At 72.4% G+C, this 20,691-nt stretch carries 16 protein-coding genes and 1 tRNA gene; 5 read left to right on the top strand and 12 right to left on the bottom strand.

The features are described 5' to 3' along the window. Positions 1-10 precede the first annotated feature (10 nt). The 7 genes from pknB to EDF34_RS12590 are packed head-to-tail and all read right to left on the bottom strand — an operon-like array spanning position 11 to position 8,675. The gene (pknB, locus tag EDF34_RS12620; protein ID WP_123371817.1) at positions 11-2,005 is read right to left on the bottom strand and encodes a Stk1 family PASTA domain-containing Ser/Thr kinase; all 1,995 of its coding nucleotides are present in this window, start codon (positions 2,003-2,005) and stop codon (positions 11-13) included. Continuing rightward, the gene (locus EDF34_RS12615; protein WP_123371816.1) at positions 2,005-3,255 is read right to left on the bottom strand and encodes a serine/threonine-protein kinase; all 1,251 of its coding nucleotides are present in this window, start codon (positions 3,253-3,255) and stop codon (positions 2,005-2,007) included. The genes pknB and EDF34_RS12615 overlap by 1 nt, the downstream gene beginning before the upstream one ends. Continuing rightward, positions 3,252-4,703, bottom strand: coding sequence for a penicillin-binding protein 2 (locus EDF34_RS12610; RefSeq protein ID WP_123371815.1), 1,452 nt, complete (start codon positions 4,701-4,703; stop codon positions 3,252-3,254). Before EDF34_RS12610 ends, EDF34_RS12615 begins: the two co-directional genes overlap by 4 nt. Beyond that, positions 4,700-6,136: an FtsW/RodA/SpoVE family cell cycle protein gene (locus EDF34_RS12605; protein WP_123371814.1), complete on the bottom strand. Its 1,437-nt coding sequence runs from the start codon at positions 6,134-6,136 to the stop codon at positions 4,700-4,702. The genes EDF34_RS12610 and EDF34_RS12605 overlap by 4 nt, the downstream gene beginning before the upstream one ends. A 10-nt stretch (positions 6,137-6,146) precedes the next feature. Beyond that, positions 6,147-7,469: a Stp1/IreP family PP2C-type Ser/Thr phosphatase gene (locus tag EDF34_RS12600; RefSeq protein WP_123371813.1), complete on the bottom strand. Its 1,323-nt coding sequence runs from the start codon at positions 7,467-7,469 to the stop codon at positions 6,147-6,149. Beyond that, on the bottom strand, positions 7,466-7,957 hold the full coding sequence (locus EDF34_RS12595; RefSeq protein ID WP_123371942.1) for an FHA domain-containing protein: 492 nt from the start codon (positions 7,955-7,957) through the stop codon (positions 7,466-7,468). The genes EDF34_RS12600 and EDF34_RS12595 overlap by 4 nt, the downstream gene beginning before the upstream one ends. Before the next feature lie 10 nt (positions 7,958-7,967). Then, positions 7,968-8,675 carry a DUF3662 and FHA domain-containing protein gene (locus EDF34_RS12590; RefSeq protein ID WP_123371812.1) on the bottom strand — a complete coding sequence of 236 codons (708 nt, stop codon included), beginning with the start codon at positions 8,673-8,675 and terminating at the stop codon, positions 7,968-7,970. A gap of 255 nt (positions 8,676-8,930) precedes the next feature. Here EDF34_RS12590 and EDF34_RS12585 point away from each other — a divergent pair. After that, positions 8,931-9,013, top strand: a tRNA-Leu gene (locus EDF34_RS12585). An 86-nt stretch (positions 9,014-9,099) separates the two neighbouring features. On the opposite strand, the gene EDF34_RS12580 is transcribed toward EDF34_RS12585, so the two are convergent. Further along, on the bottom strand, positions 9,100-10,767 hold the full coding sequence (locus EDF34_RS12580; RefSeq protein ID WP_123371811.1) for a carboxypeptidase-like regulatory domain-containing protein: 1,668 nt from the start codon (positions 10,765-10,767) through the stop codon (positions 9,100-9,102). 250 nt (positions 10,768-11,017) lie between these two features. On the opposite strand from EDF34_RS12580, the gene EDF34_RS12575 reads away from it, so the two are divergent. Together EDF34_RS12575 and EDF34_RS12570 are read left to right on the top strand one after the other, a co-directional pair. Then, positions 11,018-12,694 carry a fibronectin type III domain-containing protein gene (locus EDF34_RS12575; protein WP_158615087.1) on the top strand — a complete coding sequence of 559 codons (1,677 nt, stop codon included), beginning with the start codon at positions 11,018-11,020 and terminating at the stop codon, positions 12,692-12,694. Between the two features lie 61 nt (positions 12,695-12,755). Continuing rightward, positions 12,756-15,794, top strand: coding sequence for a hypothetical protein (locus tag EDF34_RS12570; protein ID WP_123371809.1), 3,039 nt, complete (start codon positions 12,756-12,758; stop codon positions 15,792-15,794). A 19-nt stretch (positions 15,795-15,813) separates the two neighbouring features. On the opposite strand, the gene EDF34_RS12565 is transcribed toward EDF34_RS12570, so the two are convergent. Both EDF34_RS12565 and EDF34_RS12560 read right to left on the bottom strand, forming a co-directional pair. After that, a complete protein-coding gene (locus EDF34_RS12565; protein ID WP_123371808.1) occupies positions 15,814-16,326 on the bottom strand; it encodes a hypothetical protein in 513 nt (170 codons plus the stop codon). 103 nt (positions 16,327-16,429) lie between these two features. Beyond that, positions 16,430-16,948: a flavodoxin gene (locus EDF34_RS12560; protein WP_123371807.1), complete on the bottom strand. Its 519-nt coding sequence runs from the start codon at positions 16,946-16,948 to the stop codon at positions 16,430-16,432. A 463-nt stretch (positions 16,949-17,411) separates the two neighbouring features. Here EDF34_RS12560 and EDF34_RS12555 point away from each other — a divergent pair, with 463 nt between their 5' ends. Then, positions 17,412-17,981: a hypothetical protein gene (locus tag EDF34_RS12555; RefSeq protein WP_123371806.1), complete on the top strand. Its 570-nt coding sequence runs from the start codon at positions 17,412-17,414 to the stop codon at positions 17,979-17,981. Positions 17,982-17,984: 3 nt separating this feature from the next. After that, positions 17,985-19,052, top strand: a complete 1,068-nt coding sequence (locus EDF34_RS12550) for an OmpA family protein (protein WP_123371805.1) — start codon at positions 17,985-17,987, stop codon at positions 19,050-19,052. Positions 19,053-19,064: 12 nt separating this feature from the next. Here the strand turns inward: EDF34_RS12550 and EDF34_RS12545 are convergent, their stop codons facing one another. After that, positions 19,065-19,850, bottom strand: a complete 786-nt coding sequence (locus EDF34_RS12545) for a CAP domain-containing protein (protein ID WP_148076624.1) — start codon at positions 19,848-19,850, stop codon at positions 19,065-19,067. Positions 19,851-19,901: 51 nt separating this feature from the next. Continuing rightward, positions 19,902-20,465, bottom strand: a complete 564-nt coding sequence (locus EDF34_RS12540) for a hypothetical protein (protein ID WP_123371803.1) — start codon at positions 20,463-20,465, stop codon at positions 19,902-19,904. Positions 20,466-20,691 lie beyond the last annotated feature (226 nt).

The following is a 20,691-nucleotide window of genomic DNA, read 5'->3' as shown; positions in this document are numbered from 1 at the left end:
TTCTGCCGTCCTACGGCGCGGGTGGCGCCGGTGTCGTGGCGTTCGGGTCCGGCGCCGCCGGGCCCGAGGAGACGTGGATCTCGATGACGTCGTCGACGCCGACCGTCGCCCCGCCGTCCGGGTTGGTGTAGAGCACGTCACCGGCCGGCGTGTCGTCGGACGGCTCGTCGACGCGGGTCGGCGTACCCGTGATGCCGGCATCCTTGAGCGCGGCGACCGCGTCGTCGTAGGACATGCCCCGCAGGTCGTCCGGGACGGTTGCGGTCGTCGGGGCGGTCGCGACCTGGAGCGTGATCGTGGTGCCCTGCTTGAGCAGGCCGTCGCGGTCCTGGCTCACGACCGTTCCCGGGTCCGCGTCAGCGGTCTCGACCTTCTCGACCACGGGCCTCATGTTGAGGTCGTTGCTGAGCTTGTCAGTCGCTTCCTTCTGGTCCTTGCCCTTGAAGCTGGGCACGTCGACCAGGCCCGTGGAGACCGACAGCTTCACGGAGGTGCCTGAGTTGACGGACTCGTCCGCCGCCGGGTCGGTCTTGGTGACCTGGCCCTCGTCGAACTTGGGGTTGTCGTCGTTGTCGCGGTTGGGGTCGACCGTGAGGCCGAGGCCGGTGAGGATCTCCTCCGCCTCGGCGGCGGTCTTGCCGGTCACGTCGGGGACGTCGACCTTGCCCGTGCCGGTCGAGATGGTGACCGTCACGGTGTCACCGACGGTCGCGGTGGCTCCCTCGGCGGGGTTCGAGGAGATGACGCTGCCCTCGGGGATGCTGTCGGACGTGCCCTCGGCCCCCTTGTAGACGAGGTCGAGGCCTTGCAAGAGGTTCTTCGCCTCGGTCTCGGTCTTGCCGACCAGCGTCGGGACCTTGACCGTCTCGGGCTCCTTCTCCTTGTTCGCGTTCGCGATCAGGAGCGCCACGATGCCGGCGACCGCGAGCACTGCGATGGCCACGAGCAGCCAGATGAGCCAGGGGCGCTTGCGCTCCTCCTCGTCCTCGGCGACGGTCGCGACCTCCGTGAGGCCGGTCGTGCCCCACGGCGGCTGCGTGGGCGGCAGCGCCTGCGTCACGGGCGCCTGGGGCGCGAGCACCTGCGTCGCCTCGGCCGCGGCGACCGCGGGGACGATCGTGCCGACGGCCGGTGCGGCGACGGCACCGCCGCGCAGCACGGCCTCGAGGTCGGAGCGGAACTCGGCGGCGGTCGAGTAGCGCGAGTCGCGCTCCTTGGCCAGCGCCTTGAGCGTGATGCGGTCCAGCGAGTCGGGCACGTCGGAGGCCAGCGTGCTCGGCACCGGCGCGGGCTCGCGCACGTGCTGGTAGGCGACCGAGACGGGCGAGTCGCCGACGAACGGCGGGCGGCCCGTGAGGAGCTCGAAGAGCAGGCACCCGGCGGAGTACAGGTCGGAGCGCGCGTCGACGGTCTCGCCGCGCGCCTGCTCGGGCGACAGGTACTGCGCGGTGCCGATGACGGCCTGCGTCTGCGTCATGGTCGCGGCGGAGTCGGCCACGGCGCGGGCGATGCCGAAGTCCATGACCTTGACCGCGCCCGTGGGCGTGAGCATGACGTTGGCGGGCTTGATGTCGCGGTGGACGATCCCCGCGTGGTGGGAGTACTCGAGCGCCGAGAGGACGCCGGCCGAGATCTCGACGGCCTCCTCGATCGGCACGGCGTGGCCGTCGCGCAGGATGTCCCGCACCGTGTGGCCCTCGACGTACTCCATGACGATGAACGGCACGTGCCCGACGACGCCGGTCGCCTCGGTCGTGACGTCCTCGCCGGTGTCGTACACCGCGACGATCGCCGGGTGGTTGAGGGAGGCCGCCGCCTGCGCCTCACGGCGGAAGCGGTTCTGGAACGAGGGGTCGCGCGCCAGGTCCGAGCGCAGGATCTTGATCGCGACCGTGCGTCCGAGCCGGGTGTCGTGGCCGATGTGCACCTCGGCCATGCCACCACGGCCGATGAGCTCGCCGACCTCGTACCGTCCGGCGAGGATCCGGGATCCGTCGTCCACCACTAGGCGTCCTTCACTTCCGTCGCATGAGGGTCTGCGTCACGCACACCCTGAGGGATCATCGCATCGAACGCACCGTCACGAGGGTACTGACCGGTCACCGGCCCCGCCACGACCTGCGGTGTCGCGCCCGGATCAGCCCCTGAGGCGCCGATCAGCCGGTCGGCGAACGCCGCCCCGAGCAGCCCGACGAGCAGGAGCAGCAGCGCCACGAGCGGCCAGCCGAACCGTCGAGACCCCACCTGGACCCCGGTCTCGCCACGGTCCGTGCGGTGCACGTGCGCGCCGTGGCCGCTCGTGCGCGCCGGCGGGCGGCGGTCGGCAGGCGGCGGGAACGACGGCGGCGGCGCCGGGTTGCGGCGCGTCGGCTGCACGAGGGGGTCGGGTGCGCGCTCCGGCACCGTCGTGACCAGCACGGGCACCCCGCTGGGCGGCGTGCGGGGGACGAGGCGGTCGAGGGTCTCGGCCAGCTCCGCGCCGGACTGCGGGCGCGCGGCGGGATCCTTGGACAGCAGCCGCATCACGAGGTCGGACAGCGCACGGTCCACCGTGGCGGGCAGCGGGGGCACGGGGTTGTTCACGTGCGCGACGGCGATGTCGACGGCCGTCGGCCCGGTGAAGGGCCGGTGCCCGACGAGCGCCTCGTACGCGATGATCCCCAGCGAGTACAGGTCGGACAGCGGCGTGGCGGCCCGGCCGACGGCCTGCTCGGGCGAGAGGTACTGGGCGGTGCCCATGACCATCCCCGTGGCGGTCATCACCATCTGGTTCTGCGCGAGGGACACCCCGAAGTCGGTGATCTTCACGCGCCCGCCGCGGCCCAGCAGGATGTTGCCGGGCTTGACGTCGCGGTGCACGACGCCGGCCTCGTGCGCCGAGTGCAGGCCCCGCGCGGTCTGCGCCAGGATCGGCAGCAGCTTGCGCGTCGGGAGCACGGGCTCGCGCTCGAGCAGGTCGGACAGGGGCTCGCCCACGACGAGCTCGATGACGAGGTAGCTGGACCCGTCCTGCTCGCCGTAGTCGAAGAGCTGGGCGATGTTCGGGTGCGAGAGCGCCGCGGAGTTGCGCGCCTCGGTGCGGAACCGGTCGAGGAAGCCCCGGTCGCCGGCGAACTCCGCCTTGAGCACCTTGACGGCGACCGAGCGCGCGAGGGACTCGTCGTACGCCTCCCACACCTCGCCCATGCCGCCGACGGCGATCTGCCGCACCAGCCGGTAGCGGTCGCCGAGCGCGATCCCGATGGACGTCCTCATGAGCCGAGCACCGCCTCCATGACGGCGCGCGCGATCGGCGCGGCGACGCGACCGCCGGTCGCCTCGCTCCCCGCGTTGCCGCCGTGCTCGACGATCACCGCGACGGCGACCCTCGGGTTGTCGGCAGGAGCGAACCCGGTGAACCAGGCGTGCGGCGCGGCACCCTCGGCGTTCTGGGCGGTGCCGGTCTTGCCGGCCACCTGGACGCCGGAGATCTGCGCCGCCGTGCCGGAGCCGCTCTGCACGACGCCGATCATCATGTCGGTGAGCGTGGCGGCCGTCCCGGGCGAGACGGCGGTCGACTTGAGGGTCGGCTTCGTCTCGGACACCACGCTGAGGTCGGCCGCGCGCACCCGGTCGACGACGTACGGAGTCATGAGGCGGCCGCCGTTGGCGATCGCCGCCGAGACCATCGCCATCTGGATCGGTGTGGCCTGCACGTCGAACTGGCCGATCGCGGCCTGAGCCGTCTGCGGGGCGTTGGCCGTGGCGGGGAAGCGGCTCGTGGCGGTGCCCATCGGGATCACGAGGTCGTCGTCGTCGAACCCGAACCGGTCGGCCTGCTCGCGCAGCGCGTCGGCGCCGACGTCCATGCCGAGCTGGGCGAACGCGGTGTTGCACGAGACGCGCAGCGCGTCCGCGAGGGTGATCGGGTCGGCACCGCACCCGCCGCCGCCGAAGTTGCCGATGCTGGCGGTGGTCTGCGGGAGGTCGAGGCGGACGGGCGCGGGCAGCTCGGTCGACGCCTCGTACTCGCCGCTCTCGAGCGCCGCCGCGGCCGTGACGAGCTTGAACGTCGAGCCCGGCGGGTAGGTCTCGCGGGTCGCGTTGCTGCGCAGCGGGTTGCCGTCCGCGTCGAGCAGCTTGCTGTAGGCCGCGGACGCCTTCTTGCTGCTGTGCGACGCCAGATCGTTGGGGTCGTAGCCCGGGGAGGAGACGAGCGCCAGGATGCGGCCGGTGGACGGCTCGATCGCGACGACCGCGCCCGCCTGGTCGCCGAGACCGTCGAACGCCGCCTTCTGCGCCTTGGCGTCGATCGTCGTCTCGACGGCCGCGCCCTCCGGCTGGCGACCCGTGAGCAGGTCGCGCACGCGGCTGAAGAACAGCTGGTCGCTCTTGCCCGTGAGCTGGTCGTTCTCGGCGTACTCGAGCTCGGTGCTGCCGTTGACGATCGAGTAGAAGCCCGTCAGGGCGGAGTACAGCTCGCCGTCGGTGTACTTGCGCTGGTAGTTGAAGGGGTCGTCGACCTTGACCGACTCCGCGACGGCCTTGCCGTCCACGACGATCGGGCCGCGCGCGTTGCCGAACTCGCGGTACAGGGTGCGCGCGTTGCGGGGGTCGGCGTTGAGGTCCTTGGCGGAGAAGAACTGGACCCACGTGGTCGCGCCCATGAGCGCGATGAACATGACGATGACGACCGTGGCCAGGCGGCGCAGGGGCTGGTTCATCGCACCGTCCTGATCCGCTCGGTGGGCTCGTCGTCGCCCTCCGGCTCGTCGAGGGCGGGGATGCCGCCCGCGGGCGTGAGCGCGGACATCACCGGTGCGGGCCGGCGGGCGTCGTTGGAGATGCGCAGCAGGAGCGCGACGATGACCCAGTTGGCGAGCAGGGAGGAGCCGCCGTAGGCGAGGAACGGCGTGGTCAGGCCGGTCAGCGGGATGAGGCGCGTGACACCGCCGACGACGACGAACGTCTGGAAGGCCACGACGAAGGCGAGGCCGCCCGCGAGGAGCTTGCCGAACCCGTCGCGCACGCCGATCGCGGTCCGGAGGCCGCGCTCCGCGAGCACGAGCGAGATCATCAGCAGGGCCATGAGGCCGGTCAGGCCGAGCTCCTCGCCGAGGGACGCGACGATGAAGTCCGACTCGGCGTACGGCACGATGTCCGGCCGACCCTGCCCCAGGCCCGTGCCGAACAGCCCGCCGGCAGCCATGCCGAACAGGCCCTGCACGAGCTGGCCCGACCCGCCCGGGCTGCGGGAGTAGACGTCGGGGTCGAGCGCGTGAAGCCAGGCCTCGAAGCGCGCGCCGACGTGCGAGAACGCCGTCGCGGCCAGCGCGGCGCCGCCGATGAACAGCACGATGCCGATCACGACCCAGCTGAGCCGCTCGGTCGCGAGGTAGAGCATCGCGACGAACATGCCGAACAGGAGCAGCGAGGTGCCGAGGTCCCGCTCGAAGACGAGGACGGCGAGCGAGGCGGCCCAGACGATGATGATCGGGCCGAGGTCGCGCGCGCGGGGCAGCTGCAGGCCCAGCACCTTGCTGCCGGCCAGCGCGAGGGTGTCGCGGTGGGTGACCAGGTAGCCGGCGAAGAAGATGGCCAGCGCGATCTTGGCGAACTCGGCGGGCTGCATGCCGATCGGGCCGATGCGGACCCAGATGCGCGCGCCGTTGATCTGCTGCCCGATGCCGGGCACGAGCGGCAGCGCGACGAGGGCGAGACCCACGACCATCGCGGTGTAGGTGTAGCGGCGCAGTGTGCGGTGGTCGCGCAGCAGGATCAGCACGATCGCGGCGAGCGCGACCGAGATCGCGGTCCACGCGAGCTGCCGGCCGGCGAAGCCGTGGTCGTGGTTCGGCTTCGCGGCGTAGGCCAGGTCGAGCCGGTAGATCATCGCGAGGCCGACGCCGTTGAGGGCGACGGTCAGCGGCAGGATCACCGGGTCGGCGTAGGGCGCGCGCCAGCGCAGCACCACGTGCATGGCGAGGCCGAGCCCGACGAGGCCGGCGGCGTACCCCACGACGTCGGGCGGGACCTCCCCCTCGACCCCGAGGCCGACCAGCGCGTACGCGCCGATGCCGATGAGGAGCGCGACGGCCAGGAGCCCCAGCTCCGTGCCTCGGCCCGCTCGCACGCGGTGCGGCTCGATGGTGGTCATGACAACCGGCTCACGCGTCGGCCGTGGCGGCCGCCGACGGGGTCGGCGGCGTCGTCGACGGCGTCATCGACGGCGAGGGTGCGGGCGTGATCGTCGGGCTGGGCTCCGGCGGCACCGAGTCCTGCACGAGCAGGTCCACCTGCGTGCGGGCGGCCTCGAGGCTGTCGGCGTGGATGGTCTCGTCGACCCGGACGCGCAGGTACGCCGACTGCAGGTCGTCGACCGCGACGTCGGTGGTCTCGACGACCGTCGAGAGCTCGATCGGGCCGAGGGACTGCGGGATGCCGCGGAAGATAGCGACCTGGCCGTTCTCCGACCCCACGTAGTACTGCGTCTGCGTCCACGCCCACGCGCCGACCCCGACGGCGACGAGCAGCACGACGACGCCCACCGCGACGACCCAGCCGCGCCGGCGACGACGCGGCGGGGCCTCGTCGTCGTGGTCGTCCTCGTCGTCGTCCTCGCCGTCCTCGGACTCGGGCTTGGTCAGGCTCGCGGCGCGGGCGGCGGGGCCGTCGGCCGCGCTCGTCGGCGCGTCGAACGTGGCGGCCGCCGAGCCGACGATCGTCGCGTTCGTCGTCGGGCCTGCGCCGTCCGCGAGGTCGTCGAGCTCGACGACGTCCGCGAGGACCACGGTGACGTTGTCGCCGCCGCCGGCGCGCAGGGCGAGCTGCACCAGGCGGTCCGCGCACTGGTCGACGTCGGTGAGGGTGCGCAACGTCTCGGCGATCGTGTCCGCGCTGACGAAGCCGGACAGCCCGTCGGAGCACAGCAGCCAGCGGTCGCCGACGCGCGCCTCGCGCATCGACATGTCCGGGGTGACCTCGGCGTCGAAGTCGCCGAGCACCCGCATCACGACGGAGCGCTGCGGGTGGTGCTCGGCCTCCTCGGGCGTGATCCGGCCGATGTCGACGAGGTGCTGGACGAACGTGTGGTCGGTGGTGACCTGCGTCAGGACGCCGTCCCGCAGCAGGTAGCCGCGCGAGTCGCCGAGGTGCACCATCGCGAGCTTGTTGCCGGCGCGCAGGATGGCGATGACGGTCGTGCCCATGCCTGCGAGCTCGGGCTCCGCCTCGCTGCGGGCGATGATCTCGTCGCGCGCGTTCTCCAGCGCGGCCTCGAGCTCGTCGAGCGCGTCGTCGGGCCCGTGCGACTCGCCGTCGAGGGGCGCGAACGCGGCGACCGCGACGCTCGACGCGACGTCGCCGCCGGCATGACCGCCCATGCCGTCGGCGACCATGAGCAGGTGCGGGCCGGCGTAGCCCGAGTCCTGGTTGTTGCTGCGGACCAGCCCGACGTCGGACCGGGCCGCGTAACGGAGCGCGACGGTCACCTCTGCAGCTCGATCACGCTCTGGCCCACGCGGACCGGTGTACCGGTCGCGAGCTGCGTGGGCGCCTCGACGCGCTGGTCGCCCACGAAGGTGCCGTTCGTGGAACCGAGGTCCTCGACGAACCAGGCGCCGCCCTGGGGGAAGATCCGAGCGTGCCGCGACGAGGAGTAGTCGTCGTCCAGCACCAGCGTGCAGCCGGGCGCTCGGCCGATGAGGACCGATGACGAGCCGAGCGGGACGATCGTGCCCGTCAGCGGCCCCTCGGTGACGACGAGGCGCAGGTTCTGGGTGCGCTGCTGGCGCGGCGCGGGCGTGCTCTCGGGCGCGCTGGCCTCGGGCGCGGCCGCGCTGCGCTTGCGGGCGGCGCGCCGCTCGACGATCCGCGTCCCGTACAGGTCGCGGCGGAGCACGGCGATGGCGGACAGCACGAAGATCCAGAGCAGCGCCAGGTAGCCCAGCCGCAGCAGGGTGATCGTCAGCTCGCTCATCGCGTCGGCGTCACTCGTCCGGGTCCGGTTCGCCACCCGTCCAGAACAGGATCCGGGTGCGCCCGATGGTGAGGGTGTTGCCGTCCAGCAGCGTCGCGGCCGGGACCTGGTGGCCCTCGACGAACAGCCCGTTGGTGGACCCCATGTCGCTCGCGACGACGCCCTCGGGAGTCACGCGGATCTCGAGGTGCTTCCGCGAGACGCCGGGGTCGTCGACGATGATGTCGGCCTCGCTCCCGCGTCCGATGACCGTGACCGGCCCCGTCAGCAGGTACCGCTGCCCGTCGATGTCGACGAGCGGGTGCCGCGCACTGGGCGCGTTGTTCGCCGCCGGGGCCACCGCGCCGCGCACGGTGGCGCTGTGCACCTTGAACCGGCCGGCCTCCTGCTCGGTGTCCTCGGAGAAGCTCACGGTGACCGGCCCGACGAATGCGTAGCGCTGGCTCGCGGCGTGGTCGGTGACGTTCGCGGCGAACTCGTCCGCCAGCGCCTCCGCTCCCCATGCCTCCACCTGGTCGTAGTCGGCAGTCGAGAGCTCGATCGTGAACTCGTTGGGCACGACAGTTCTGTCGCGGCCCACCACGGCTGCCCGCTCGTCGACCTCGCGGCGCAGCGCGCTCGCGAGCTCGACGGGCTTGAGCTCGCCGCGGAAGGCCTTGGCGAAGGCGTTGTTGACCACGCGCTCCACGCCGTTCTCGAACTTGTCGAGGAAGCCCATGCCCACCTCCTTCTTGCGCCGTCGGCCGTACCGCGGGTGCGGTCGGTGGGATGCGGCCAGCGTGCTCGTCGCGAGACGGCCGCGGTCGATCCGCCTTGATGGTATCCACGTGACCGGTGAACCCGTGGTCAACGGCCCGCGGCGGGCGCGAGTCGTACCCGTGCGGGCGCCCGTTCTCGGCCCTCGTCGGGCCTGCGCCGGCGCGCTCCGGGCGGATTCGGGACCACCCGCGGACCGTGCTAATCTTCTCGGCGCGCGCGAGTGGCGGAACGGCAGACGCGCTGGCTTCAGGTGCCAGTGTCCGAAAGGGCGTGGGGGTTCAAATCCCCCCTCGCGCACACAGGATGTCTTCGCCAGACATCGACGAACAGGCCGGACCCCCAGGGGTCCGGCCTGTTCGCGTCGGTGGGCCGGACGCCGTCCGCTAGGAGGTCACCGCGAGGTCCGGCATCGTGACGTGCTCGCCCGCGGTCGTCCGCACGGTGGTCTGGGACCGCGCGTAGCCACCGCGGTACTCCTCGTCCTCCGCCCAGATCGTGGCGGGGCCGGGAGTCACGGACGAGAACGTGTAACGGCCCCGGCTGTCGGTGACCGCGAAGTCGTAGAAGCGCGGAGCCGTCGACGGCCGGATGTTCACCGTGATCCCGACGACGGGCTTGCCGGCGTGGGTCACGACACCGCTGATCGTCGCGCCCTGGGGTACCACCAGCGACGCGGTGGCGTTCTTGCCCGGGGTCGCCGTCACGGTCGTCGACGTAGGTGCGAGAGAGCCGAGTGCGTGCGAGACGAGCGTGTAGCGACCGGCGACGAGGCCTTTGATCGCGTAGTGACCCGACGCGTCGGTCAGGCCCCCGTTGACCTCGATGCCCCACTGGTCCTGCAGCTCGAGGTAGATGCCGGCGACCGGCTTCTTGGCGACGTCGGTCACCGTGCCGCTCAGGGTCGTGGCTGCCGGGATGCCCAGGGTGCCCAGGTTCGTGTGCTGGCCCGGCCGGAGGGTGACCTTGTGGCCGACGTTGCTGCCGTCGAGCGAGACGACGTAGGTCCCCGACTTGAGGCCGGTGAACGAGAGGTGGTTCGTCGTCGCGCAGTCGCCGTTCTCGTCGTACACGCACCCGTCGTCCGTCGCGATCCGCTCGCCGCTCGTGCTGTGCAGGGTCGCGCCGACGCCGTAGTACCCGTACGGGCGCTTCTGGGTGAGGCTGATGCTGGCGGTGCCGATCTTGGCGACGATGGTCGTGGCGGTCGTCGTCCTGCCCAGCTCGGCGACGGCGTAGGTGCCCGACCTCGTCGGGACGTCGCGCCCGCGGGAGACCCACACCTTGGCCTTCCCGGCCTCCATGCCGTGCAGGTAGTAGACGCCCGCAGCGTTCGTCCGCGCCGGCAGGTTGCCCTCGGTCGAGGAGTTGACGTCGATGCCCGCGATCGGCTTGCCGTGCGAGTCCACGACCTTGCCCGTGATGGTCGCGCTGCGCTTGACCGACACGTCGGCGACCTTCGCGACGTCCGTGGCGAGGGTGATCTGCCGTGCGTCCGGCTGCCGGACCGTGTCGCCGTAGTAGGTGGAGAAGAAGTTGGACGTGAAGCTCCGGTAGACGATCACCGTGACCTTGCCGGGCCGCATCCCCACGACCGAGTACGAGCCGTCCGACGCCGTGATCGCTCGCGCGCCCTGTCCGTGACCGACCCACGACACCCAGACGCTCGCCCCGGCGACGGGCGTGGAGCCCTTCGTCACGACGCCGCGGACCCCCGTCAGCCCGGAGACCTTCACCTGCGCGACCATCGTGTCGTCGACGACGACGGTCGCCGACCCGGTGTGGACCTTCTTGGCCTTGTCGGTCACCGAGGCCTGCGCGCGGTAGCGCCCTTCGGGCACGTTCGAGAAGGTCGCGACGCCGCGCGCGTCGGTGTGCTTCGCGTAGTCCTTCGCTCCGTCCAGTCGGACCGTGACGCCCGGGATGCGGACGCCGGCCGAGGTGACGAGCCGGACCTTCAGGACGTGGTGCTCCGCTGCGACGGCGGGCGGGCCGACGAGCCCCAGCGCGACCATCACGGCCATCGCGAGCAGCACTGCCGCGGACTTCTTCATCGAGACCCTCCAGATCGGCGCCGACGCCTCGGCTTCTCCGATGGTAGGCCGCATCGTCGCGTGCCTCGGGGAACTGACGTAGCCTGATTGCTCGCGACGGCGCGGAGCCACCCGTTCGGAGTGCTCAGTCTCCACCAGGTGGCTGCCGATGCGTTCGGGTAGGTGCGCGGACGCGCACCAGCTGTCACGGAAGAGGTCCCCCGCGGTCATGCAGACGAACCCAGGTACACCCCGGACGCGCCGCTGGCGCGTGGCTCTCGCCGTGCTGGTCGCCTGCGTCGTGGCTCTCGCCGGCCTCGCTGCTCCCGCGCAGGCCGCGACGCCGACCAAGGTGACCAGGGTCGTCGCGACGGCCACCGGCTCCACCTCCCTCCGCGTCACGTGGCGTGCCGTCTCGGGCGCCACGGCCTACGTCGTCGCGGTGTCGACCAAGCCGGGGATGTCCTCCCCGAAGAAGCTGCGCGGCACGGGGACCTCCCTCAAGGTGACCGGTCTGAAGAAGGACGTGCGCTACTACGTCGCCGTACGGGCCAAGGCGGGCTCGAAGGTCGGCGCCCGGTCGGCCGTCGCGACGACGCGGACCTGGAAGACCCGTCCCGCAGCTCCGACGGGCGTGCACCTGACCGGCGTCGGTGTCGCCAAGTTCAAGGTCGCCTGGAGCAAGGCGAAGCGCGCGACTCTCTACCAGGTCGTCGTCTACAGCGACAAGGCGAAGAAGCACGTGGTCCTGAGGACCGCGCTCTCGAGCCGGACGGGCCGGCTCGTGGACTCGTCGACGATCAAGGAGGGGGCCCGCTACTACTACGCGGTCCGGGCCTTCAACACCCGGTCGACGCCCGGACCGTTCAGCAAGCTGTACTCCGTCAAGACCCAGGCGCACCAGGTCAAGCGGGCGACCAACATCGTCGTGCGCCCGCAGACCACCAGCTCGCTCGCGGTGTCGTGGACGAAGGGCGCGCTGGCCACCGGCTACACGGTCTCCGTGAGCAGGACGCGCGACGGCGCCGCCTTCATCTCGAAGCGCACGACGGGCACGTCGACGACAGTCACCGGGGTTCCTCGTGGCGTCTTCTTCGTCTCGGTGACCGCCGATCGCCTCAGGACGACCTTCGCTCCCGCCCGCGCGGTGACCGCGGCTCCGCGCGAGCCGGTCCCGGCAGGGTCGCACTCCTCGATGAAGGTCGGCAGCTACAACGTGCTGCGGGACAGCGCCGAGCGTCCGTTCTACAAGCGGGTGACGGCGATGGCGCACCTCATCAGCGACCTGGACGTCGTCGGGGTGCAGGAGGCGACGTACGGGAAGGTCTCGAAGTACGACGGGACCTCGACGCAGTACCGCCCCGTCGAGCTGCTGGCCCGCTCGAGCGGCCTCAGGCTCGGCACCGGGTGCAGCACCCACTCCGAGCACGTGCTGTACGACGACGCCAAGTTCGACCTCGTCTCGTGCGGCGAGTTCACGTACACGGTCGGTGACGACCGCTACGTGGCGTGGGACCGCCTGCGTGACACCACCGGCCGTCAGGTCGTCGTCGTCAGCACCCACCTCACCAACGGGAAGACCGCGAGCGACGCCGCCAAGCGGCTCAAGCAGGGAACCCAGCTCGCCGCGTGGCTCAAGACCCTGGGGTCGGTCCCCGTGGTCGTGGCCGGGGACTTCAACGCCTGGTACGGCGACGGCAGCAGCACGCCCATGGAGCAGGTGCTGAAGAACGTCTACTACCCGAGCGACCTCGCGGCGCCGTCGATCGTCAACGGCCAGTACGCGAGCTTCCACGCCTGGCTCCCGACGGGCGTGCGGGCGACGCGCATCGACCACATCCTGACGTCGTCGAAGGTCGTGCCGCGCTCGTTCGCCGTGCGTCGGACGACTGAGAAGACCGCGCCGTCCGACCACCACCCGATCTGGGCGGTCGTGGACGTCTACTGACACCGGCGAGCCGTCGCGGCGCGCGGGGCGTCGCGCGCGCACGCCGTGACACACTGCGCGCGTGTTCCGTCGGACCGATGCCGCTTCGCCGCGAGCCGCCACCGTCACGCTCGTCGTCGGGCTGCTCCTCGCGCTGGGCGCGGTCGTCGCCTGGCAGGTCGGCGGCCTGCTCGGGCTGAGCCACACGGCCGCGGACGTCCCGGCGGAGCGGACGTCGGCTCTGCCCGCCCGCGCCGACGTCGCCCCGCCCGCCGTCCGGGCGGTCGTCGCGCCTGACGACCCGGCGCTCCAGCTGGCGGCGCGGTCCGTCGCCGACGCGTACGCGGGTCGGGGGCTGAGCCGCCCGAGCGTGTCCTCGCAGGACGACGGCCGGGGACCGTGCTGCAGCATCGTTGCCGACGTCGACGCCACCTCCGGCCTGACGGGCGAGCAGTTCCGGCTGCACGCGGGGTCCGGGGTGACGATCACCGCAGGGACGCCCGCGGGCGCCCGGGCTGGGCTGACCACGGTGGCCGACCGGGTCCGGTCGGCCACCGCCGTGGTGCCGGCGGACGAGCAGGACGTCACGCAGGGGCCCAGGCTCGGGCTGCGGCTCACGGACGTGGGTGCCGTCGGCCTCGACGACGATCCTGCGCAGTTCGCCTCGGGCGAGAACTACTCGCTCAACTCGGACATCGTCGGTTCCGCGGTCCTTCCCGAGGCGCCGTGGGTCGACGCGGACGCCGTGGCCACCATCTCCCGGCAGTACCGGACCCTCGTCGACCACGCGCTGTCGCAGGGCTACAACGGCATCGTCCTGCAGGGCTTCCTGGAGTACGTGACGTTCGAGGGCCTCGACGTGTACCCGCCGGGCGACCCGCACGTGGCGCGGGCCCGGGCGATGGTCGAGGCGTTCGGCCCGGTCTGGCGGTACGCGCACGCCATGGGCATGAAGGTCTACCTGATGACCGACATGCTCGCCCTCGACCCCGAGCTGGAGGACTACCTCGAGCGCACGGTCGGCAGCCTGGACACGAGCTCGCCCGAGCTCTGGTCGGTGTACCAGGCGGGTCTGGCGGAGCTCTTCGGCAGCATGCCGTTCGTCGACGGTCTGATGGTGCGGATCGGCGAGGGTGGGTCGGCCTACCAGCTGCCGGGCTGGGACTACACCTCGAAGATCGCGGTGACGACGCCGGCGGCGGTGCAGGCGATGCTGCACGCGCTGCTCGCCACGGCCGGCGCGGCGGACAAGGACATCATCTTCCGGTCGTGGACCGTCGGGGTCGGCGCGGTCGGCGACCTGCACACCAACCCCGACTCCTACGAGACCGTGCTGGGTGCGATCGACGACCCGCACCTGGTCGTCTCCACCAAGTACTCCGCCGGGGACTTCTACAGCCACCTCGCCCTCAACCCCACGCTCGAGGTGGGGGACCAGCGGCGGATCGTCGAGCTGCAGGCACGGCGCGAGTTCGAGGGTCAGGGAGTGCTGCCCAACGACCTCGGCGCGCTCGAGCAGCGCGCGCTGCGCGAGCTGCTGGCGGCGAACCCGAACATCGAGGGGATCTGGGACTGGGCGCAGACTGGCGGTCCCCTGTACGCCGGCCCGCGCGCGCTCTACCTGCGGGACGGCCTGTGGCAGACGTGGGACCTCAACGCCTACCTCGCCGCGCGCCTGGCGTCGGACCCGGACCTCGACGTGCCCGGCGCCCGCGCGGACTGGGTCCGGCAGACGTTCTCCTCCGACCCCGGGACGGTCGCGGCGATCTCGCGCGCCTTCGCCCTGTCGCGGACGGCGATCACCCAGGGCCTGTACATCGGGCCGTACGCCGACCGGTCCGTCAAGGCGCTCGGCCTCGAGCCGCCGCCGATGATGTGGATCTTCGAGTGGGACATCGTCTCGGGCGACAGCGCCACGTTCGACACGATCTACGCGCTGGCGAAGGGTCGCGTGGACGAGGCCGTCGCCGAGGGGCACGAGGCCGCACAGGCTGCCGCGACCATGCGGGACGTCATCGCGAGCACACCCTCATCGACGTGGACGGACCCGGCGCAGCGCGAGGCGCTCCTGGCCGCAGCGGAGTACGAGCAGGACCTGCTGACGACCCTCGACGCGTACCGCGAGACGATGCTGCGCCGCGCGCAGTGGCTCGACACCGGCTCGGCCTCCGCGCGCACCGCCTGGCGGGCCGCCGAGGCGCGGTTCGCGGCGGCACGCGCCGGGCACGAGGAGCGCTACGGGAACGACCTCGACCTGCCCGCGTACAACTTCACCGCCGCCGACCTGGGCCTGGAGCGCGCCGACCGGGACGTCGCGATGTCCTGGACCGCGCGCGGTCTGCTCGTCCTCGTCCTGCTCGCGCTGGGTCTGGGGGCGTGGTCTCGGGGCGCCCCGCGGTTCGCCGGCCACCGTGGCCTGCGGGTGCTGTGGATCGGCGCGACGAGACCCTGGCGGCTGGGCGGCGAGCACGCGCTCGGCCGCGTGGACCGCATCGTGGTCGGGGCCCTCCCGCTCCTTGTACTTGTTGCGTCACGGCTTGTGTACACATGGTTCGCGGCGCCCGTGCACGTCGCGGCGACGCTCGGTGCGTGGCTCCTGTTCGCCCTCGTGACCTGGGCGCTCGCCGGGCGGCGGCGCTGGCCCGTGCTGGCGGCGATCGGCGGCGTCGCGCTGCTGCGCACGACGCTGCTGCTCGCCGTGCTCGCCTGGCGAGGGCCGGGGCGCTACTGGTTCGGCTTCTGGACGTTGCCGGGCCAGCGGGCGGCCTACGTGACCGTCGCGTTCGCCGGCTTCTGCTGGCTCTTCGTGGCGACGTGCGCGGCGCTGCGCAGCGGCTCCTCGATGACGCGCCGACGCGCGGTGGGCGTGGTCACGACGGCGGTCGGAACGGTGCTCCTCGTCGGGGGCGTCGTCGTCGCCGGCATCGGCCTCGAGACCGTGCTCAGCACGTGGAACGACCAGATGGTGCTGCTCCCGTGGGGCCTGCACCGCATCCTCGGGTTCACGACCTACCTGGGCATCCCCGCGTCGTTGCCGGTCGACGCCGCGCTGGCGGGAGCCGTGCTCTGCGTCGCGGGAGCCGCGCTGGCGCTGGTGCGTCGGCGCCCGGTCGTGCCGTGAGCCCCGCCGTGAGCCCGGCCTACGACGACGGCTCGAACGTGTGGGTCCACAGCTGCGACCCGTCGGCGTTGACGTACGTGTAGGCCACCTTGGGCTCGATCGTGATCCCGGCTTTCTCCATGGCCGGGACGACCGCCGAGTCCACGACGCCCTGGAGCGCGGGGACCGTGTCGTCCAGGGCATCGGCTGCGGCGGCGTCGACCTGCTCGGCGTACGTGTAGGTGTACTCGATGGTGCTGGGACGCACCGCCGTGAGGGTGATCGCGGAGTACAGCCCGTCGAAGGTGTCGATGAGCCCGTCGAGCTGCGGCTGCACGGCCGTGACGAACTCCTCGAGGTCGTCCCCCTGGGCGGCGAGGTCGGAGGACTCGGCGTCGGCGGGCGCCTCGGTCGCTGCCTCGGTCGCTGCCTCGGTCGCGGTCGTCGAGGGTGCCGACGCCGGCGTCTCGGCGCTGCTGTCGCACCCGGCGGCCAGCGCCGTGACGAGGAGGCCGCCGGCGAGGACGGCGGTGAGGCGGGTCGTGCGGGTCATGGGGGTCCTCCGCTGGTGGTGGCCGAAGGTCACATCGTTGCTGTGCGTCCCCTGTGCGGCGCGCCGTTCGCGGGTGAAATTGCCCGAGGCGCCTGGTGCGGGCTCACCCGACCCTGGTTGCGGCGGCGGCCGCGAACAGGGCCAGGGAGCGCCCCCACTGCCGCGCGCGCTCGACCTCGTCCGACCGGAGCCCGCTGCTGCGGCCCGTCACGGCGAAGGACTCCGGCGGGACGACGAGAGTCGCACCTGCCTTGGTGAACCGGCGGGCGATCGTGTGCGCGGCGGAGCCGGCGAGGCGGCCGGGGAGCGCGGTGTCGAACACGGCGACGGATCGGCCGCGTGCGCCGGCTGCGAGCTCGTCGAGCCACTCACGCACGCCGTCACCGGGCGAGACCGTCGCGTCGACACCGCCCCGGGCGGTCTCACGGGTGCGTGGCGTCGACAGGCCGCGCTGGTGGGTCGGCGCACCGACGATCAGGAGGCTCGGTGCGTCGTCCGTCGGCGCCAGCCCCACCTCGCAGACCGTCGCCGGGACGCGGACGTCGGCCAGGCCCGCGGCGATGGCCTCGGCGATCGCGGCCGTGCTCCCGTACATGGACTCGAAGACGAGCAGCGCAGTCATGGCCCCACCGTGACGCGGCATCGCCTGCCCGGCGCGGGTCGAAGGTCCCTGAGGCGATCTGCCTGCGGACCCTCGTCGTCGGCGCGCCCGGCGCCGACCCAGCCGGGTGACAGCAAAGGACCGACACCCGAGCGCAGGGGGGCAGCTCGAGTGTCGGTCGCCGTCATCTTGCCCCATCGCGGGTCGTCGTGCGCCGCGTTCGGCGGGTGATGTGCCCCGACTGCGACCTGATCGGGACCAGCGCGGCCGCCACCCGATCCCTCCTCGGGTGGCGGCGCGTGGTCGCGGGTCCGGAGACGGCCCCTTGACGCCTCCGATGCGCTCAGTGGGTAAGTCCCCGGGGGGCATCGATTCGTCACGTCCAGACGGTGTGACCTGCATCACACGAGATGCCGCCCGGCGCCGGGTCCTCGACGGTCGTCGGCTAGCCTGCGGAGCACGATCGGACATCGGGGGGCAATTCGTGCGCAGGAGAGTCGTCGTCGCCACCGTCGTCGGAGCGGTGCTCGCGCTCGCGGGCTGCACCGGGGACCGTGACGAGCCGTCGCCGACAGGGTCGACGGGCCCCACCCCCAGTGGGTCTGCGACGGCTGCGACGGTCGGCGACGACGCCGCGTCGCTCGAGGGCGACGGCCTGGCGAGCGCGACGTTCTCCGTCCCGGGCTCGCCGGAGGACACGGTCGACGTGGTGATCCAGTCGCTGGTGGTCTCGGGCAAGACGACCGAGCTGCGCGTGGTCCTCACACCCCACTTCACCTCGGTGGCGGCGGACGACACCGTCACCCTGTCCGACATGACCGACCAGAACCTGCGGCCCGTGCTGAACGACACGATCGGCCTCACGCAGTACTTCGTGCTCTCGAACACCGGGCTCGAGTGGGAGACGGACGTCTCCACCGGGGTCACCAACGGCACGCCCGTGCTCTACCAGGCCTGGTTCGCCGCACCCCAGTCCCGCGCGGAGGTGCTCGACCTGCAGCTCACACCGGCGTGGCCCCCGTTCGAGAACCTCCCGCTGACCTACGAGGGCTGACCCGTGCGCCGCTCGCTCCGCACCGCCGCGCTCGCGGCCGCCCTCGTGCTCGTCGCACCCACGGCGGCGACGGCGGCCGACGACGTCCTCACGCTCGACGACCTCCCGCCGATCACGGACGGGATGCTGACCAGCCTCTTCAACGTCCGCACGTACGACAACCTCACGGGGATCCTCACGACGAGGACCTACGACCCGACGTACGCCGTCAAACAGCTCGGTGACGTCTCCACGGGTTCCGGCGAGACCGTCGTGACGCTCGCCTCCGACATCCTGTTCACCTCGGACAGCGACAAGCTGTCTGCCAACGCGAAGAAGCGCATCGGCCAGCTCGTCGACGACGTGCCGAAGTCGGCGACCCTGCACGTCGACGGGCACACCGACTCCGTGGACACCCCCTCCCACAACCAGGCGCTCTCGGAGCGGAGGGCGAAGGCCGTGGCGGCCGCCGTCGCCGACGCGCGGCCCGACCTCGACCTCGAGGTGCGCGGGTACGGGGAGTCGAAGCTCAAGGAGAGCGAGTCGGGCGACGACGTCGACGCGGCGCGGGCCGCCAACCGGCGGGTCGAGCTCCGTTACGAGGGTTCGGCCACCCCGAGCCCGACCGCCACCGCGACGACGTCGACGACCGCGCCGACCGGGTCGGCGGCCGTGCGTGCCGTGCCGACCTGGGAGGGGGTCCTCGCCGACACGATGGCCGAGTCGCCGGACGTCCCGGGTGCGAAGGTGCGGGTCGGGGTCGAGTCGGTCGTCGTGCGGGGCAACGTCATGCAGGTCAGCGTGCTGGTCGAGCAGGTCGGCGGGGCGCCCGCGCGTGCGCACGACCTGGTGCCGGGCCTGTCGCGACCGTTGGTGGTCGACCGCGAGAACCTCGTGCAGTACTCGGTGCTGTCGAACACCGGCCAGACGTGGTCGACCGACCAGCTGGGCACCGTCGACCTGGTGGCCGGTGCGCCCACGCGGTTCGTGGCGACGTTCCCCGCGCCGGTCGCTCCCGCGTCCGCGGTCGACGTGATCGTCACGCCGGGCTCGTTCGAGCTCGCCGGCGTGCCGGTGACGACCGCGAGCTGATCAGCCGTCTGATCAGCCCAGGAACACCTGCGCGCAGAGCTGCCCCTTCGGGCCCTTCGTGCAGCCGACGCCGATCTTCGTGTAATGCTCGCCGAGGATGTTCGCCTTGTGCCCGGCCGAGCCCATCCAGCCGGCGACGACCGCCGTGGCCGTGGGGTAGCCGAGGGCGAGGTTCTCCCCGACCGTGCCGATCCCGCACGCCTCGACGATCGGGTCGAGCAGGTCGTGCTCGAAGCGGTCCTCGGCGACGAGCACGGCGGTGCGGGACGCGGCCTGCTTCGTGGCGCAGCTCGATACCTTGAGGGCCGGGAGGCCGGCCTTCGCCCGCTCGGCGTTGGTGCGCGTGACGATCTCGTCGACCAGGGACCGGGGTGCTGTCTCAGCCTTGGTGCTGGGCTTCGGGCTTGCGGCCCTGCGGGTGGGCTTGGGCTCGGCCTTGGCCGTGGTCGGCTTCGCGGTGGTCTTCGCGGCGCGCGTGGGGGCGGCGGATGGGCGCGACGACCTCGTCGCTGTCGGAGTCGTTGACGCCCGTGACGAAGCGGACGGCTTCGGAGTCGTCGTCGGGGTCGCCGACGACCTGGAGGGTGACGGAGCGGGGGACGACGGGGCCGCCGACGTCGCTGGCGCGCTCGGCTGCTCGGCGACCGGCGGCTCGACGGTCGGGCTCGGGTCGCCCCGCCCGGCGAGCGCTGCTGCGGCCACGACGCCGACGACGGCGACGATCACTGCGAAGGCGCGGAGCACCGCCGTCGCGCGGGGCGGCCCGGCGGCGCGGTCGTGCTGAGGCGCGGGAGACATGCGGGAACCGTACCGGGCTGCTCACCCGATCGGCCTAACCGCGACCGGCTGTCAGGCGACCGACGGGGTCCTCGCGCGCAGCACGCCGTCCATCGCGGCGCGGAGCCCGATGCGCGGCGCGAGGCCGTCCACCTGCACGAGGGCGGCAGGCCCGAAGGCGCGGTGCAGCCCGACGATCTCCTCGAGCAGGGCACGCTCGAGCGGCCCCGTGTGCTCGAGCAGGGTCGTGGCCCCGTCGTGCACCAAGTACGTCACGTCGCCCGTGAACACGTCGGCAGGAGCGACGCGGAACTGCACGCCGTCGACGGTCACCAGCGGCGGGAGGAGGCGCCCGCGAACGTGCGCGACCTCGAGCAGGTTGCGCAGGCAGCGCGCCTCCTCCTCGTCGAGGCCGTCGGTCGCATCGAGCGCGTCGAGGTCGAGCAGCACCACGCACGCCTCGGATGCGTCGTCCTGCGCGGGGTGCCAGGACGCGTCGACCTCGAGCGTCGCGAACCCCGCGTGGACCGAGTAGGCGGCGCGGACGAGCTCGACCCGGTCCTCGAGGGACAGGCCGCGCAGCGGGTTGCGGCGCGTGGTCGAGACCGAGCCGCAGGAGCAGGAGATCGTCACCATGTCTCCAGGGTGCGCCCGACCACTGACACGACCGCTCCCGGCGCGCCGTGACGGCTCACCCGCGGGTCGCGCGCCTGGTCGCCACCGGGGTGATTTCTGCCACGGGTGTCCGTGGAGATGTCCCCAGGTGTCCTGATTTGCGAGGTCGGTCGCCCAGGGCCCGTGGCTACAGTCGGCCGTTGGTCCCACTCCCGCGCTCCGGCTCGGGGTTCTGATGGAAGTTCCA

Source organism: Cellulomonas sp. PhB150 (assembly GCF_003755175.1).
Lineage (GTDB): Bacteria > Actinomycetota > Actinomycetes > Actinomycetales > Cellulomonadaceae > Cellulomonas.
Note: the sequence above shows the minus strand (reverse complement) of the source record. Positions and strands in the feature narration are given on the sequence as shown.

What these genes read in the sequence shown, in the direction of transcription:
- EDF34_RS12540 (WP_123371803.1), bottom strand. Translation starts at nt 20,465, where the DNA reads ATGGTGACGATCTCCTGCTCCTGCGGCTCGGTCTCGACCACGCGCCGC.
- EDF34_RS12610 (WP_123371815.1), bottom strand. Translation starts at nt 4,703, where the DNA reads ATGAACCAGCCCCTGCGCCGCCTGGCCACGGTCGTCATCGTCATGTTC.
- EDF34_RS12580 (WP_123371811.1), bottom strand. Translation starts at nt 10,767, where the DNA reads ATGAAGAAGTCCGCGGCAGTGCTGCTCGCGATGGCCGTGATGGTCGCG.
- EDF34_RS12615 (WP_123371816.1), bottom strand. Translation starts at nt 3,255, where the DNA reads ATGAGGACGTCCATCGGGATCGCGCTCGGCGACCGCTACCGGCTGGTG.
- EDF34_RS12565 (WP_123371808.1), bottom strand. Translation starts at nt 16,326, where the DNA reads ATGACCCGCACGACCCGCCTCACCGCCGTCCTCGCCGGCGGCCTCCTC.
- EDF34_RS12605 (WP_123371814.1), bottom strand. Translation starts at nt 6,136, where the DNA reads ATGACCACCATCGAGCCGCACCGCGTGCGAGCGGGCCGAGGCACGGAG.
- EDF34_RS12560 (WP_123371807.1), bottom strand. Translation starts at nt 16,948, where the DNA reads ATGACTGCGCTGCTCGTCTTCGAGTCCATGTACGGGAGCACGGCCGCG.
- EDF34_RS12545 (WP_148076624.1), bottom strand. Translation starts at nt 19,850, where the DNA reads ATGTCTCCCGCGCCTCAGCACGACCGCGCCGCCGGGCCGCCCCGCGCG.
- EDF34_RS12590 (WP_123371812.1), bottom strand. Translation starts at nt 8,675, where the DNA reads ATGGGCTTCCTCGACAAGTTCGAGAACGGCGTGGAGCGCGTGGTCAAC.
- EDF34_RS12595 (WP_123371942.1), bottom strand. Translation starts at nt 7,957, where the DNA reads ATGAGCGAGCTGACGATCACCCTGCTGCGGCTGGGCTACCTGGCGCTG.